This is a genomic window from Glutamicibacter sp. BW77 (assembly GCF_002332285.1).
Taxonomy (GTDB): Bacteria; Actinomycetota; Actinomycetes; order Actinomycetales; family Micrococcaceae; genus Glutamicibacter; species Glutamicibacter bergerei.
This window is the reverse complement of the sequence record NZ_NRGT01000065.1, coordinates 26,553-42,069: the sequence shown is the minus strand read 5'-3', so window position 1 is coordinate 42,069 and position 15,517 is coordinate 26,553. Positions and strand designations below refer to the sequence as shown.

The 15,517-nt window shown below is 57.1% G+C and carries 12 protein-coding genes and 4 riboswitches; of the genes, 9 read left to right on the top strand and 3 right to left on the bottom strand.

Annotated elements, in window-relative coordinates:
• Positions 1–59 precede the first annotated feature (59 nt).
• Together acs and CIK74_RS18790 are read right to left on the bottom strand one after the other, a co-directional pair.
• Entirely contained in the window at positions 60–2,024 is a 1,965-nt protein-coding gene (gene acs, locus CIK74_RS10980; RefSeq protein ID WP_096256256.1) for an acetate--CoA ligase, read from the bottom strand.
• Positions 2,021–2,173: a hypothetical protein gene (locus tag CIK74_RS18790; RefSeq protein ID WP_170947851.1), complete on the bottom strand. Its 153-nt coding sequence runs from the start codon at positions 2,171–2,173 to the stop codon at positions 2,021–2,023. Before CIK74_RS18790 ends, acs begins: the two co-directional genes overlap by 4 nt.
• Positions 2,173–2,280, bottom strand: a riboswitch (SAM riboswitch). Its footprint overlaps the gene before it by 1 nt.
• A 265-nt stretch (positions 2,281–2,545) precedes the next feature.
• Positions 2,546–2,645: riboswitch (SAM riboswitch) on the top strand.
• 16 nt (positions 2,646–2,661) lie between these two features.
• Here CIK74_RS18790 and CIK74_RS10975 point away from each other — a divergent pair.
• Together CIK74_RS10975 and CIK74_RS10970 are read left to right on the top strand one after the other, a co-directional pair.
• Positions 2,662–3,996 (top strand): acyl-CoA dehydrogenase, encoded by a 1,335-nt coding sequence (locus CIK74_RS10975; RefSeq protein WP_096256255.1) that lies wholly within the window; start codon positions 2,662–2,664, stop codon positions 3,994–3,996.
• A 63-nt stretch (positions 3,997–4,059) separates the two neighbouring features.
• Entirely contained in the window at positions 4,060–5,463 is a 1,404-nt protein-coding gene (locus CIK74_RS10970) for an LLM class flavin-dependent oxidoreductase (RefSeq protein ID WP_096256254.1), read from the top strand.
• 72 nt (positions 5,464–5,535) lie between these two features.
• Here the strand turns inward: CIK74_RS10970 and ggt are convergent, their stop codons facing one another.
• Entirely contained in the window at positions 5,536–7,359 is a 1,824-nt protein-coding gene (gene ggt / locus CIK74_RS10965) for a gamma-glutamyltransferase (protein ID WP_096256253.1), read from the bottom strand.
• Positions 7,360–7,770: 411 nt separating this feature from the next.
• On the opposite strand from ggt, the gene CIK74_RS10960 reads away from it, so the two are divergent.
• From CIK74_RS10960 to CIK74_RS10930, 7 genes are all read left to right on the top strand, one after another.
• Positions 7,771–8,292, top strand: coding sequence for an ASCH domain-containing protein (locus CIK74_RS10960; RefSeq protein WP_096256252.1), 522 nt, complete (start codon positions 7,771–7,773; stop codon positions 8,290–8,292).
• Between the two features lie 269 nt (positions 8,293–8,561).
• Positions 8,562–8,652: riboswitch (SAM riboswitch) on the top strand.
• 146 nt (positions 8,653–8,798) lie between these two features.
• Positions 8,799–9,833, top strand: coding sequence for a methionine ABC transporter ATP-binding protein (locus tag CIK74_RS10955; protein ID WP_096256251.1), 1,035 nt, complete (start codon positions 8,799–8,801; stop codon positions 9,831–9,833).
• A complete protein-coding gene (locus CIK74_RS10950; RefSeq protein WP_096256250.1) occupies positions 9,830–10,525 on the top strand; it encodes a methionine ABC transporter permease in 696 nt (231 codons plus the stop codon). The genes CIK74_RS10955 and CIK74_RS10950 overlap by 4 nt, the downstream gene beginning before the upstream one ends.
• Positions 10,526–10,550: 25 nt before the next feature.
• On the top strand, positions 10,551–11,462 hold the full coding sequence (locus CIK74_RS10945) for a MetQ/NlpA family ABC transporter substrate-binding protein (RefSeq protein WP_096256249.1): 912 nt from the start codon (positions 10,551–10,553) through the stop codon (positions 11,460–11,462).
• A 293-nt stretch (positions 11,463–11,755) separates the two neighbouring features.
• A riboswitch (SAM riboswitch) is annotated at positions 11,756–11,847 on the top strand.
• Positions 11,848–11,968: 121 nt separating this feature from the next.
• Complete coding sequence (locus tag CIK74_RS10940) at positions 11,969–13,606, top strand: ABC transporter substrate-binding protein (RefSeq protein ID WP_096256248.1); 1,638 nt, start codon at positions 11,969–11,971, stop codon at positions 13,604–13,606.
• Between the two features lie 11 nt (positions 13,607–13,617).
• A complete protein-coding gene (locus tag CIK74_RS10935; RefSeq protein ID WP_096256247.1) occupies positions 13,618–14,574 on the top strand; it encodes an ABC transporter permease in 957 nt (318 codons plus the stop codon).
• Between the two features lie 17 nt (positions 14,575–14,591).
• Positions 14,592–15,488: an ABC transporter permease gene (locus CIK74_RS10930; protein WP_096256246.1), complete on the top strand. Its 897-nt coding sequence runs from the start codon at positions 14,592–14,594 to the stop codon at positions 15,486–15,488.
• Positions 15,489–15,517: the final 29 nt, after the last annotated feature.

The following is a 15,517-nucleotide window of genomic DNA, read 5'->3' as shown; positions in this document are numbered from 1 at the left end:
TGTAAAACGCTACAAATCTGCCCCGCAGNNCTGCGGGGCAGATTTGTAGCTGAAACTGTTTAGCTCCGTGCCCGGCAAATCTCCTCTAGCTCGGCGATGCACGGCTCATTTTGCAAGCTGGTGGTGTCGCCGAGCTTGGTTCCTTCGAAGAGCTGGGTCAGCAGGCGGCGCATGATCTTGCCCGAACGGGTCTTAGGAACATCTGGGACCAATACGATATCGCGTGGTTTAGCGATTGGGCCGATCTGCTCGGTGACCGTTGCGCGCAGGATGGTGATGAACTCTTGCTGACGTGCAAGCGTTTGCGCATCAGGGTTTGCTGAGATCAGTGTCTTATCCAGCGGAACCACAAAGGCGGTGGCCGCGTGGCCGGTCTTCGCATCCGGGGTGGGGCAGACTCCGGCCTCGACGACACCTGCATGGGTCACTAAAGCCGACTCAATCTCAATGGTTGACAGCCGGTGCCCGGAAATATTGATTACGTCATCGGTGCGGCCCAGGATATAGATATCCCCGTCCTCATCAAAGCGGGCACCATCACCGGCAAGGAACCAACCCTGGGCAACATATTGCTCCCAGTAGCTGGTGTAATAACGTTCCGGATTTCCCCAGACCGTCCGGGCCATCGATGGGCCGGTCTGGGTAATTACGATATTTCCTTGTTCGTTTGCAGCCACGGTATTTCCCGCAGCATCAACAATGTCCACCGATACACCCGGTAGGGCGCGCGAGGCACAGCCTGGCTTGAAGTGCGCATCGGTAGGCAACGGCGAAAGTACTGTAGCTCCTGACTCGGACTGCCACCAGGTGTCAACCATCGGGATCCCGTGCTCGGTGTCTCGTCCCACCTGGGCGCGTAGCCAACGCCACGCTTCGGGATTGACCGCTTCGCCCACGGTGCCGCCCACACGAAGTGAGGACAAATTGTAATTGTCCGGAATGCCGTCGGGGAACCAACCCATCAGCGAGCGGACCAGTGTGGGTGCAGTGTAGTAACTGGTGACCTTGTAGCGCTCGATAATTTCAAAGTGGCGTCCGGGATGCGGTGCGTTAGGCACACCCTCGTAGATCACCTGGGTGACACCGTTGGCTAGTGGCCCATAAATTTCATAAGTATGTGCGGTAACCCAAGCCAAATCCGCGGTGCACCAGTGCACGTCATCGGAGCGCTGAGACTCATCAGGATTGCCGAACAAAAGATTGTGGCTATAAGCAGCCTGAGTGAGGTAACCGCCGGTGGTGTGCACCAGCCCCTTAGGCTGTCCGGTAGTTCCCGAGGTGTACATGATGAACAGCGGCGTCTCAGAGTCGAAGGCTTCGGCTTTGTGGTGCGTGGGCTGGTTCTCTACCGTTTCGTGCCACCACAGGTCGCGTCCTTCGGTCCAAGGAATGTCGTCCCCGGTGCGCTGAATAACCAGCACCTTTTCAATGTCATTTTCTCCGGAGACCGCAATATCGGCATTGGTTTTGACGGGAACCGAGCTCCCACGACGGAATTGACCGTCGGTGGTCACCAGCAGCTTCGCTTTGGTGTCTTCCACACGAAATTTGAGTGCCTCCGCGGAGAAACCTCCGAAGACCAGTGAATGGATCGCGCCGATACGGGCGCAGGCCAGGGTGATCACAATTGTTTCGATGAGCACCGGTAGGTAGATGACCACGCGGTCACCCTTGGTAATACCGAGTTCCAATAGCGCGTTGGCCGCTTGGCTAACGCGATCTTGCAGGTTTTGGTAGGTCACCGCAATGCGATCGCCAGGCTCGCCCTCAAAGTAGAGCGCGACCTTGTCGCCATTTCCGGATTCCACGTGGCGGTCCGCGCAGTTCACGGCGGCGTTGAGCTTGCCACCGAGGTACCAAGAGATCTGTGGTCCACGCTTTGCTTGTGGGTCCGCGGCAATGATCTGGCTAGTGGTGTGCCATTTGGTGTCCCAGTCGAGCAAGTTTGCTGCTTCGTCCCAGAACTCCTGACGGTTCTCGGTGCCAGCAGGTGAGGTTGTAGTGGGCAACTTGGTGATAGTCATTGCGTTTCCTTGAAAAGTTTGGGGCGGCTGTTCCTGCGGTGCTTACGTGCGCGTTGTTTAGCTAGCGGGTGTCCAGTTGCTGGCACATCATCGAGCAACTTCTTCGAGTAAGCCAGCTGGGGCAGGGCAATATGAAAACCATGATTCATCTCCATCGTTCCTGGCGGTAGCACCGGCCACACATCTATTTACAAATCGTGTGTGGTGGTTGCTGCGGCGTCACAGAGCCAGATCTCTTGGCCGCTCGGGATGGTTATATGACCATTACAGGCTTTCGAACGAATTCAATGCAAATCCGTCGTAATATGAAAAATATTCGATAACTACGTCACATCATCAAGATGTTTCGATTTTTATTTCATCAACAACGTATTTGGCTGAAAAATCGCGAAACGCTGGGTGTGGCGTTCGACTATGCCGGATAAGTGGAGTCCTTGATGCAATTCAAGGGTCATGCCAGCACGAAGAAATATGACTTGCCGGGTTGAAGGCAACGTAATTCTCAGGCTACAAATGATTACGAACCATCCAGAGCGACCGAGAGATTTGGCTCGAAGACGTCGCAGCAACCACCCACCATTTTTTGGCCCGGGACGGTGCTACAGCCAGAACCGATGGAAAGAATAGAGGACTTTTGATGTCATTTGGCGATTTAGCTGGCGACTTTAATGCGCTTAGCGATCCGTCTGTGGCCGGTAACGCTGCGGAGCTTGATGAGCTGCCTGTAGAGCTACCCACACGACAATTGCTCAAAATAACTCCAGGTTCTGGCGCAGATGAACAGTATGAACGACTTGCAGATATCTTCCGTCCCGTCTTCGCACAGATTGCCGCCGGGTCTAGTGAGCGTGACCGGCAACGGATACTCCCCTTCGAACAGGTCGGGCTGCTTAATCGTGAACGCTTCGGCGCGTTGCGACTATCCATTGCCGAAGGTGGTCATGGCGCACGGCTAAGCGATGTGTTTCGGTTGCTTATTGAGCTAGCCGAAGCTGATTCGCACGTGGCACAACTCTGGAGAGCCCATATTGCCTTCGTAGAAAATGTGGTGCGCTTAGAAGACCAAGTGCTACGCAGCAAGTGGACTACGCGAATCAGCGCCGGCCAGATCGTTGGCAATGCTTATACCGAAGAGGGCGGAAACGCGCTGGGCGTACTGAACACGAAGGTAACTGAGCAAGACTCGCGGTGGTTGGTCAACGGCCGCAAATTTTATTGCACCGGTACCATTTTTGCGGACTGGACCACCGTTGCGGTAGCCCACCCAGAGATCCCTGGTCGCCAGATCGCCGTGGTTTCAACGCAACACAGTGGTGTGAAGATCCTTGATGACTGGGACGGGTTTGGTCAGCAGCTGACCGGTACCGGCAGTACCGAATTCCACAATGTTCCGGTGGATACCTTCATGCCCGAAGATCCCACCGACCCGGAGGCCGCAATCTTCCAGCTGGTACTCATGGCGGTGCAAGCCGGAATTGGTCGGGCCGCACTAAACGACCTGCGATCTTCGGTTCAGGCACGTACCCGCAGCTTCAGTACCGGAACAGGGGTTCCGGTACACCGCGAACCACAGGTACTGCAGCTGGTCGGTGAGGTATCCGCCGAAGTTTTTGCCGCCGACTCCGTGGTCATGGGGGCGGTGCTGGAAGTCGAATCGGCGATGGCCGATGCGAACCTGAACTCCGAGGAACGCTTCGCCGTGTGCGAGCTGGCGGCAAACCGCGCCCAGACCATTGTGCAGCCCTTGGTGATCGGGGCGACGAGCAAACTCTTTGACGGGCTCGGGGCATCGGCTACACGCAACAGCTGCAACATGGACCGGCATTGGCGCAACGCACGCACCATCGCAACGCATAACCCGGCAATTTATAAGGCACGCATCGTAGGGGACTACGAGATCAATGGGGTGCAACCCCAACGGCTCTCGGTCACCGGAACGGTTTCTGGAACACCACAATTTTCTGGAAGCTAAACAAGTTTTTTGAACGCACCGTTAGATTTACAAGAATTCATTTCCATGGATAGGGGTACACCAATGAGCGAGAACAAGCGCGAAATCCTTTTTAACGCCTTCGACATGAACTGCGTGGCTCACCAGTCACCAGGACTGTGGCGTCACCCGGCTGACAAGGCCTCGACCTACAAGACCCTGGGTTACTGGACACACCTGGCCAAGGTGCTGGAAAAGGGCAAGTTCGACGGACTGTTCCTCGCCGATGTGCTGGGCACCTACGACGTGTACAAGGGCTCCAACGAAAGCCCACTACGCACCGGCGCGCAGGCTCCGGTCAACGATCCGATGATGCTGGTTTCAGCGATGGCCGCAGTCACCGAGAACCTCGGTTTTGGTGTCACCGCTGGCACCGCCTATGAGCACCCATATGCTTTCGCCCGCCGTTTGGCCACCCTGGACCACTTGACCGAAGGCCGTGTGGGCTGGAACGTAGTCACCGGTTATCTGCCGTCCGCTGCCCGGAACATGGGCCAGGAAGACCAGATGGAACACGATGAGCGTTACAATCACGCAGACGAGTACCTAGAGGTTGTTTACAAGCTTCTTGAAGGTTCGTGGGAAGACGACGCAGTACAGGCCAACAAGGAAACCGGCGTTTATGCCGACCCGGCTAAGGTGCACTCGATCAACCATGAAGGAAAGTACTTCAAGGTTCCGGGCATCGCCATCACCGAGCCAAGCACCCAGCGTACCCCGGTGATCTACCAGGCCGGAGCTTCTAGCCGCGGCATCAAATTTGCCGCCGGAAACGCCGAATCGGTCTTCGTCACCTGCCCAACCCGTGAGACCCTCAAAGTTGCCGTAGCCAAGATCCGCGATGCGGTCCAGGCAGCCGGTCGTGACCGCTACGACGTGAAGATCTTCGCAATGCAGACCATCATCACCGATGAGACCGCCGAGCTGGCGGAAGCCAAGTACCAGGACTACAAGTCCTACGCGGATATCGAAGGCGCTCAGGTGCTGATGTCTGGCTGGATGGGCATTGACCTCTCCGAATACGGTCCAGATGACGTCATTGGCGAGAACGTAAAGTCCAACGCCATCCAGTCCACCGTGGAGACCTTCCAGAAGGCCAGCGGCGATTCCGGCAAGCCATGGACCATCCGCCAGTTGGCCGAGTGGGTCGGCGTTGGCGGGTTCGGTCCAATCACCGTCGGTTCCGGTGCTGAAGTTGCCGAGAAGCTCATCGACTGGGTGGACTACACCGACGTAGACGGCTTCAACCTGGCCTACGCGGTTACTCCGGCAACTTTTGAAGACATCGTCGAGTACGTGGTCCCAGAGTTGCAGACACGCGGCGCATACAAGACCGAATACACCGAAGGTTCGCTGCGCCACAAGCTGTTCGGCGAGGGCGACCGGGTGAAGGATACCCACCGCGCCGCACAGTACAAGATCTCCAACCGCTTGGTCGCCAAGGCCTAAGGTCTTAAAAATCAAGTAGTGGCGCAAAACCAGCAAGTCCCCGCGNNCGCGGGGACTTGCTGGTTTTAGCGGCTATTTAGCGGGCGTGACCACCATGGCCGAACCACCGCCGCGGCGGCTTGGTTCGGCCGCCGCGATCAGAGACCCATCAGCGGCGATTTCCACCGCCTCAACCGCGCCGATCTCGGCCTGTGGAGTGAAGGAATCACCAGCGGCGGTAAGCTTGTGGCCGAAAGCCTCAAGCGCTGAGCCGTAGGCCTCGATGAATTCGGGTTCTGCCGTCACTGCCGCGGTATTGCGCTGCGAGGCGCGAGGCGCCGCGATTGCCTGGCTGAGGTCCATGCCCAAATCGATGCGGTTCACCAAGGTCTGCAGCACCGTTGTGATGATGGTGGAGCCGCCAGGGGAGCCGATGGCGAGCATCGGTTCGCCGTCGCGCAGCACAATCGTTGGCGCCATCGACGAGCGCGGACGCTTGCCAGGTTCGATACGGTTTGGGTCTTGCGGGTCATACGCCGTGGAGAAGTCGGTCAGCTCGTTATTCAGCAGGAAGCCGCGCTCCGGCACCACCATTCCCGAACCGCCGGTCTGCTCAATGGTTAGTGTGTAGGAAACCACGTTGCCCCAGCGGTCCACCACCGAAAGATGGGTGGTGGAAATATTCTCGGTATCCTGCTCAATCACCGGTTCGCTGGTTGCCGCCGGGCACGTTCCGTCGTAGCCCTCAATGTCGCCCGGCGCTACCGGCTTCACCGCGGCCCGTTCGGGGTTTATCGCGCACGCCCGGTCGACGCCGAACAGCTTGTCGGTCAGGGTTGCGGTGGGAACATCCACAAATGCCGGGTCGCCCACAAACTTGCCACGATCGGCATAAGCCAAGGCCGTCGCTTCAAAGTAGTGGTGAAGCGCGGAGGGCCGCTCCATGCCTGTGAGGTCGAATTCGCCAAGAATGTTCAGCGATTCTCCGATGGTGGTTCCTCCGCTGGACGATGGTGCCATGCCAAAGACATCCAGTCCACGGTAGGTCACCTTGGTTGGCTGCTGCTCCGCAACCTCGTAGTCTGCCAGGTCGGCGGTGCTCACATACCCGGCTGGAACCGGGAGCTCGGTGTCTTCAACCTTGGGTGGAGCTTGCACCGTCTGGGATATTTCCTCGGCCATCTCGCCCTGGTAGAACGCTGAGGGGCCCTGCTTGGCAAGTAACCGGTAGGTTTGGGCAAGATCCGGGTTCTTGAAGATGCTGCCAACCTGGGGTGCATCACCGTTGGGCAGGAAAAGTTCGCTCGTCGAGCTGAAGGCAGCGAAGCGTTCCTTGTTATCAAGGGTCTGTTCACGGAAGGTTTCATCGACGACAAAACCGCGTGAGGCCACCTGGGTGGCCGGGCGCAAAACTTTCTTCAAGCTTTGGGAACCCCAATTATCCAATGCACGCTGCCAGGTGGCTAGAGTTCCCGGTACTCCTACCGCCACGCCGCTAGTCACCAGTTCGGGCGTGAAATTGTAGGGTTTGCCGGTTTCCGGGTCGACAAAGGCATCTTGGGGTATTGCTGCCGGTGCTGTCTCGCGGCCGTCAATGGTGCTGATCTTTCCGGTTTTTGAGTCGTAGTACATGAAATAGCCGCCGCCACCGATACCCGCGCTATAAGGTTCGGTCACGCCCAGCGCTGCCGCGGTTGCGACAGCCGCATCAACTGCGTTGCCGCCTTTGCGTAGGATTTCAATGCCGGCGGCGGTCGCTTCCGGGTCCACGGATGAGACAGCGCCGCCGCTGCCTTTGGCTGTTGGAGTTTTGTCGGTTGCCCTGGGATCGGCGTTGGCCGGAAGGGCGGTGAAAGTACCCAGTCCCAGTGCGAGTGCCGCGACGCTGGCAATAGCTCTCGTACATGCTCGTGACATTCTTTGATCTCCTGAAAAGGTGGGGATGAAGTATGCGCCAATTTACGGGAGAAACCCCGAGACGAGTTCCGTGACACGCGTCACTGTGCAAGCTTGTCCGCAATTTCGCGCAGGTCGGGACATACTTTAACTTAGGTTTCGCCAACACGGCCGGGCGCTCTCGGCGCGAATGCGTAGTCATCAAGTTCATCTGATTCGTCGGTTACTGCCACTATCGGAAACCTTTGTAGCCGGCGAGGGCTTTGCGCTTTCCAAGCTGAGGGCGCGTTGCGTTTGCATGGCCGAAGAGGCCAACGGATCACCCCGCGATCGCCATGAGACTGGCTACCCAAGCTCACGCCAACACGGGAACATTCAAACAATCGCCGAGGTCAACAACTGCGGTGGCCGGACTGCGCTTAGGCTAAGAGCATGAGCAACGAACACGCCGCCGAGATGCCACCGTTAGATCTCGCCTCAGCCGCACAGATGTGGGATGACTACCGGCAAAGCTGCGCCAGCGACCCGGGTGATTACGTGGTGGAATACTTCGGAGACAGCCCTGCGCTGGCCGACTCGTTATTGCGAGAAGTAACCCACGGGCAGAAACATGCCACCTCAAGCCTCGAAAACGAGTACCTTGCCGAGAACGAACCCCTCCCGCAGGTCGGCTCGCACTGGATTGCTTGCGACGGCACCGGGACGCCACAAGTTATCCTGCGGACCAGCGAGGTGACGCTGAGATCATTCGACCAGGTGGATGCCGAATTCGCCTATGCCGAGGGCGAGGACGACCGTAGCTTGGCTAGCTGGCGCCGGGAGCACGAGAAGTTCTGGAAGCGGACGCAGCAAGCAGATTTTGCCAAGCAGTGGGAACCGGCAATCACCAGCATCCCCGGTGAACGCATCGTATGCGAAAGCTTCGAGGTAGTCTGGCCGCGCAAGCAGATTTAAGGCTCATAATTTTCTCTACCTTGCTGTTCAGGATTTTTGCCTTGCGCCCTTGAAGGGGATCATCATGGCGTTTGAATTAAGTTCTTAAGTCAAGATGTACGCCTTGCGCCGTCACTCAGCGAAATATGACGAGTGAGTACCGCATTTATGGCCCGTTTTACTGCTAGCTGAGCACCGATGGTGACTACATGACGCATTTATAACGTCATGGTTGTTCATGGAAGCTGCTCGCGGACAGACTGAAACTGTTCGATTCAGACATCGAATGGTAACCATCCAGAGCGACTGAGAGACCTGGCTCGTAGACGTCGCAGCAACCACCCCGAGAGGGGCCGGTGCTACCGCCAGGACCGATGGAGCGGTCCGTAGATACAACACTGTTCTGCAAGATTCCGTAGCTGCCTCACGCCGCTACATTGCGAGTCTGCAGCTCAAACTTGACTCGGGCTCTGCGCGGCGCCAGCACCAGGGAGAACAAATGCAAACAACTTTCTTCGGGCCCTCAAATGATTGAGATCCGTCAGCTACACAAGCACTACGACACGGCCCAGGGTCGGGTACAGGTCCTCAAAGGAATTGATCTGGAGGTCCAAGCGGGCAGCATCACCGCCGTGGTTGGTCCCTCGGGCGCAGGGAAATCCACGCTGTCCCACTGCATCTCCCTCTTGGAGAAGCCCAGCAGTGGGCAGATCTTGGTCGATGGCAAAGACCTTTCGATCCTCTCAGGCAAGGCCTTGCGTGCCGAACGCCGTGCCATTGGCACGATCTTCCAGAATTCGGCTCTGCTGCGCCGCATGACAGTCGCCGAAAATGTGGCGTTGCCGCTGCGCAACCTCGGAGTAGTCCATCATGAGATGGAACATCGAGTTGCCGAGCTTTTAGAACGAGTCGGGTTGGCCGACCGCGCCAATTCCTATCCGGGCGAACTCTCCGGTGGGCAGCGCCAACGCGTGGGTATAGCTAGGGCTCTGGCCCTGCGCCCGCGACTGCTGCTCTCCGACGAGGCAACCTCGGGCCTCGACCCGGAAGCAACTGCGCAGATCCTCGAACTGCTCGCTTCCTTACGTACCGACCTCGGGCTGGCAATCATCTTGATTACCCACGAGATGGATGTGGTACGTCATATCGCCGACCGCGTGGCACAGCTAGATGGTGGCCGAATCGCCGAATACGGCGAACTGCGCGCACTGGTGGCAAACCCGGAATCGGTAACTGGTTCCAAGCTTTTGCCCTTGCACCCAGACCTGGTGCCAGCCGGTTACGACTTTGCCTTGACCGTCGCTTACCGCGGGACGCAGATTGATCCTTCATGGATTTCCAAATTAGGCAGCGAATATGGTGCCACGGTGGCACTGCTTGGCGGATCCGTAGAAGCCCACCAAGAAGGCACGCTGGGCCGCGTTGAAATAGGGCTATCTGGTATCGGCGAAGCACGAGCCATCGAGGTACTCGACGGTTGGGGACTACACGCCACCGCCCATTCGCAGGCGTTGCGCACAGACAAGATCAATGGTGAAACACGAATCGAGGTGACGGTATGAGTCTTCCAACCGAAAGCGTCACTGTGGGTACAGATACCCCGTGGAGTGAGCTGGGTTCCCTGATGCTCCCTGCCTACGCAGAGACCTGGGCCATGGTAGGAATCGTGATGGTCTTAGTGATCATTTTTGGCGGCATCATGGGACTGGCTCTGTTCAACACCGACAGGCGAGGCCTCTTCCCGCACACGCAGAGCCATGCCACATTGAGCTGGATCGTGAATATGGGCCGCTCGCTGCCCTTCCTAGTCTTGATGGCTGCCATTATTCCTTTCACCAAATGGATCACGGGAACTACCATCGGCATCTGGGCTGCCGTTGTACCCATGACTATTGCGGGTATTCCATTCTTCGCCCGTTTAGTACAAAACGCGTTGAACGACCTGCCCAAGGAAAACCTTGCAGTCGGTTTGGTGACCGGTGGATCCCCGTTGCAAATCATTGGCTCCACTCAAGTACGCGAGGCGTTGCCAGCACTTGCCTCAGCGATCACACTGAACACCATCTCCATGGTCGAGTACTCGGCGATCGCCGGAACTATCGGAGCCGGTGGTATCGGATATCTTGCGGTGACCTACGGATACCAGCGTTTTGATATGAACGTCATGATTGCGACCATCCTCGCACTGATCGTGACCGTGCAAATAGTCCAATTCCTCGGCGACCGTATCGCCCGTGCGCTGGCACGCCCCTAAGCGCCCTCAAACAAACGAGAAGATCATGACAACTTCACCCAATGGCCACGTTCACGGCTTCACCCTTCGCAAAAACACCGCCAAGTTGCCCTGGACCATCGCCGCTTGCGCGACCATCGTGGCACTCGTACTTGGCGCACTTTTAGTACAGCAACGATCTACGCCCGCACTCGCAGCCAATCAGCCAAGCAAGACAAAGTTCAAGGTCCACTACGAACCAGCGATGGCCGGGGAAGAGCAGATACTGAAATACGTCGCCGAGAACATTGCACCGGACTACGGAATTGAAATTGAAGCCGTTGGGTTGCAGGATTCGATCCAGGCCAACCGCGCCGTGGCCGAGGGGCAATTCGATGCGACCATTTTTGAACACGAGTGGTACATGAAACAGTCTGCAGAGGCCGCCGGTGTTGATCTCACCGCAACCGTAGAGCTCTATCAGTGGGGCTTCGGGTTGTACTCCAGCCGGTATGGCTCGGTCGAGGAACTGCCCAAGGGGGCGACACTGCTACTTCCCAATGACGTCGCGAACCAGGGCCAGGCGCTCTGGCTGCTCGAACGCGAAGGTCTGCTCGGCCTGAACCCAGACATCGAACCACGCACTGCCAAAATGGCTGACGTGGTAGACAATCCGCATGAATTCAAGCTGAAGGAAGCGGAGCTGATGACCATGCCACGCATGCTTGACGACGTGGATGTCGCGATTGGTTATGTCTCACAGTTTGATGCCGGAAAAGTGGGTCGAGATAAAGGACTCCTGTTCCCTGAACCACCGAGGACTTTCGCCTCAAAGCTAATTTTTGGTACCAAATTCTCCAAGACCCCTGACGCTGCAAAACTGATTGAGGTCTTCTCCGACCCGCGGTTGCAGGAGTATCTGGAAAGCACGGAAGATCCCTTAGTGCACGGTGTACTGACTCCGGTATCGGCGAAGTAGCGTATCTGGCAACCAAGCCGAACTGAAAGGTCAGTTCGAACTATCTCGGTTCGAACTGACCTTAACTTTTAAGATTTTTCAGCTGAAATTAACGCGCAGTTTTGGAGTACCGTCAAGGAATAATTTGTAACAGCGTCACGAAGTGACTTATGACGAGATCTTGAGAAGAATGTGACGCGTTTTTCCGTGTCGAGCAGCTCGCAGATGGCTTCGTGACGCGTATATGACGTCATGGTTGGTCACACCATAGCCCCGGGCACAGACTTGAATTATTCGGAAAACACACCGAATGCTAACCATCCAGAGCGACTGAGAGACCTGGCTCGTTGACGTCGCAGCAACCGTCCTTTAGCAGGAGCGGTGCTAAGGCCAGGACCGATGGAGATTGCTAGATTTCGCAACGGTCCACACAGGGGAGAAGTCTGTCTTTTCCCTTCCCGCAACCTTGCGGTAGGGCCAGGATCTAGGCGTAATCCTCGGGAACTTACCGAGAGGAACACCAGAAAATGCGCAATAAGAACCTTGGTCTTAAGACCGTGGCGTTGCTGGCAGCAGTTGGATTAACGTTGACAGCCTGCGGCGGAAGCAACGCAACGGGTCAAAGCTCCGATCCTACGACGGCCGCAGGTAGCGGAACGCCGGTGGAAGGCGGAACCTTTACCTTCGCGGAAGTCACCCCGATCAATAACTGGCAGACCCAGGCCGCACGATTCTATGAGAAGGCCAATGTGCTCAACTCGGTACTGGACCGATTGACCTACTTTGACGTTGAATCCGGGAAAGTTGTGGGCTGGATTGCCTCGGACTTCACCGCGAATAAGACGCAAACGGAATTCACCTTTACTATCCGCGACGGTGTAACTTTTTCGGACGGCACGGACCTAGACGCCAAAGCAGTGCAAAAGAACCTAGATGCCCTGGGCTTAGGCATTAAATCGGCACAGATTCAGCCCAACGTAGATTTCGCCGCTTACAAAAGCTCCGAAGTTGTAGACAAGAACAAGGTCAAGGTGACGCTGAAGCGCCCGGATGCTAACTTCCTCCGTGCGACGTCTTCGGTCACTGCCGGGCTAGTCTCCCCGGAGACCCTGAAGCTGGATAACGCAGGACAAACAGCGATCGCGAAAATTGTTGGTTCCGGCCCGTTTGTCTTTGAATCCGAAAAAGCCGATGAAGAAGTTGTTTTTACCAGCCGGGATGATTACGCCTGGGCGCCAGAAACCGCAGCAAACCAGGCAGATGCCTACCTGGAAAAGTTGGTGATCAAATACCTGCCCGAGGTGGCCCACCGTGCTGGTGCCGCGCAATCAGGCCAGGTTGATCTGGTCCGCGGGCTGCAACCGGTAGACGAGGATGTGCTCAGCGCTGGCGGTGGCCAGGTATTGGCCGCGCAGGGCGTCGATCTGACAACTAACCACGCAGCGATACGCATCGGCTCAGGCAAGCTGAATGACCCGAAGGTGCGCCAGGCATTGCAGGTAGGTATCGACCGGCAGGCGTTGAAGGACACGGTGCTTTCTGACAGCTATGTCCTCGCCGGTTCGATCCTCAACCATCAGGCTCCAGGTTTTGTGGACCTTTCCGCAGAGCTTGGCTATGACCCGGAAAAATCCAAGTTGTTGCTCGAGGAGGCTGGCTGGAAGGTGGGTACGGATGGGATCCGTGAAAAGGACGGCAAGAAACTTGAAATCACAGTAGCCAGCTCGAATAACTCTGTGGTCATTAAGCCTGCTTTTGAACTGATTGAGCAGCAGTGGCGCCAGATCGGTGTTCAGCTGGTGAACCGTGCTGCAGATAATTCTTTCCTCACTAACGCCATGGTCGATGACCAGATCGAATTCTTCGGAACAAGGCAGTTTGCCTACGGAGGCCTGGGCCCGGTTTATGCACCGGCCACTAATAACCAGACCCTCAATGCAGACAAAGAACTGAACGACCTGTTCACCCGTGAGCAGGCGGCGACCACCGAGGAAGAACACCTGAAACTCGTGGAAGAAGAACAGCGTGAGCTGGTACTCGACAAGGCGCTGACCCTCGTGCTGTGGGATGAAGTGCAGGTATACGGCGCCAATAAGGACGCGCATATCGACTTCACTTCCGGCACCGCACCAATCTTCCAGGGTGCTTGGAAGAGCAACGGTTAAGGAAACACATCATGGGTGGATACATTGCTAAACGCATAGGGCAGGCACTACTGGTGATTTTGTTGGCCTACACCGCAGTATTTCTGGCGGTGCAGGCATTGCCGAACGACCCGGTGACAATCTTCCTTTCCGCAGACTCCTCTGCCGATCCGGCCACCATCGCACAGATGAAGGCCTACTACGGATATGACCAGCCGCTGATCGTTCAGTATCTCAATCAGCTTGGCGGGCTATTCACCGGGGACTTGGGGTATTCGTTGTCCTCGGGGTCGGCGGTATCCACCCGCATCGGTGAGGTCATCGGCTCTACGTTGATCCTCGCCGGTAGCGCCTTCGCATTGGCCATTGTGCTCGCGGTGCTCTTGACCGCGGCAGCTAGCCTGTCGCGCAACAACACAGTGCGCAAAGCGTTGCTCAACTTGCCACCGTTGATGATTTCGATTCCCGTGTTCTGGCTTGGGTTGGTGCTGTTGCAGATCCTCGCTGTTCAGCTCGGTGTGATGTCCTTATTCCCCGACGGCTCATTGCTCGCGTTGGCGGTGCCGATCATCGTCTTAGCAATTCACCTCAGCGCACCCATAGCGCAGGTGCTGATCAAAAGCGTGCAGGAAGTGAACCGGCAGCCATTCGTTGATGTGCTGCGAGCTAAGGGAGCCAGTGAATCCTGGATCTTCTACCGCCACACCCTGAAAAATGCGGCACCTTCGGCTCTATCCATTGCGGGTATTACGGTCGGCACGCTGCTGGCTGGATCGGTTATCACCGAGACCGTCTTCGCCCGTGCCGGTTTGGGGCAGTTGGTGTTGCAAGCGGTCACCGTACAAGATATTCCGTTGGTGCAAGGGCTGGTCTTGCTCACGGCTGCAGCATTCACCGTGGTGAACCTGCTCGTTGACCTGATTCATCCGAAGCTTGATCCACGCATCATTACCGCCCACGCGGGCTCGCCCCGCGCACTAGTTGTCTAAGGGATGAGGAAACGATCATGAGTCTATTGACCGAACGCACTAACAACGATGTGACCGTGAGTTCCACAGCCACGGCGCCACAACGCCCAGAGCCAACACCGACAACCCGGAGCAAGGTGCGCGCGTGGTTGGGCGCTTGGTGGGTGCTCATTCCACTTGCGGTCCTCGTGGCGTGGGCGTTGCTGCCTGGCCTGTTCACCGGCGCGGACCCGATTACCGGTGTTCCACAGGAGAAACTCTCGGCGCCCTCGACGGCACACCCGTTCGGTACCGATCATCTGGGACGTGACGTTTACGCCCGTGTGGTTCACGGAACCAGCCAAACCCTGATGACGGCCGGCCTTGCCTGTCTCATCGGTAGTGTGGTCGGTAGCTTACTTGGCCTGTTGGCGGCCACCGCCGGACGTTTTGCAGACTCGGTGGCGATGCGCTTTGTCGACGTCGTGCTGGCGATTCCGGCGTTTTTGATTGCACTGATTCTTGTTACCGCAACCGAACCCGGCCCCTTCTCGTTGGGTCTCGGCGTGGGTATTTCCTCGATCGCTGCCTTCGCACGACTAGTACGCACCGAGGTGCTGCGGGTGCGCGCACGTGACTTTGTCCAGGCGGCCTTGATGAGCGGGGGTGGCTACTTCAGCGTATTGCGCCGCCACATCTTTCCGCACGTGATCGGTCCGATCCTCGCCCTCCTGGCGGTAGACCTCGGCGCGGCGATTCTAGCGATTTCCGGGCTGGGCTTTCTGGGTTTCGGTTCGCCACCGCCTACTCCCGAATGGGGGCTGCTGATATCCGAAGGGCGCCAATACCTTACCGTGGCCTGGTGGCTGACCACCCTTCCAGGACTTGTTATTGTTGCTGCCGTCATGCTCACCGCAACGCTTGGCCGGGCCATCAGCAAAACCTTCCGCTTCTAACCCGTGAGGGTATCCATAAACTTGTAAAG

What these genes read in the sequence shown, in the direction of transcription:
- acs (WP_096256256.1), bottom strand. Translation starts at nt 2,024, where the DNA reads ATGACTATCACCAAGTTGCCCACTACAACCTCACCTGCTGGCACCGAG.
- CIK74_RS10975 (WP_096256255.1), top strand. Translation starts at nt 2,662, where the DNA reads ATGTCATTTGGCGATTTAGCTGGCGACTTTAATGCGCTTAGCGATCCG.
- CIK74_RS10955 (WP_096256251.1), top strand. Translation starts at nt 8,799, where the DNA reads ATGATTGAGATCCGTCAGCTACACAAGCACTACGACACGGCCCAGGGT.
- CIK74_RS10930 (WP_096256246.1), top strand. Translation starts at nt 14,592, where the DNA reads ATGAGTCTATTGACCGAACGCACTAACAACGATGTGACCGTGAGTTCC.
- CIK74_RS10935 (WP_096256247.1), top strand. Translation starts at nt 13,618, where the DNA reads ATGGGTGGATACATTGCTAAACGCATAGGGCAGGCACTACTGGTGATT.
- ggt (WP_096256253.1), bottom strand. Translation starts at nt 7,359, where the DNA reads ATGTCACGAGCATGTACGAGAGCTATTGCCAGCGTCGCGGCACTCGCA.
- CIK74_RS18790 (WP_170947851.1), bottom strand. Translation starts at nt 2,173, where the DNA reads ATGAATCATGGTTTTCATATTGCCCTGCCCCAGCTGGCTTACTCGAAG.
- CIK74_RS10945 (WP_096256249.1), top strand. Translation starts at nt 10,551, where the DNA reads ATGACAACTTCACCCAATGGCCACGTTCACGGCTTCACCCTTCGCAAA.
- CIK74_RS10970 (WP_096256254.1), top strand. Translation starts at nt 4,060, where the DNA reads ATGAGCGAGAACAAGCGCGAAATCCTTTTTAACGCCTTCGACATGAAC.
- CIK74_RS10960 (WP_096256252.1), top strand. Translation starts at nt 7,771, where the DNA reads ATGAGCAACGAACACGCCGCCGAGATGCCACCGTTAGATCTCGCCTCA.
- CIK74_RS10950 (WP_096256250.1), top strand. Translation starts at nt 9,830, where the DNA reads ATGAGTCTTCCAACCGAAAGCGTCACTGTGGGTACAGATACCCCGTGG.
- CIK74_RS10940 (WP_096256248.1), top strand. Translation starts at nt 11,969, where the DNA reads ATGCGCAATAAGAACCTTGGTCTTAAGACCGTGGCGTTGCTGGCAGCA.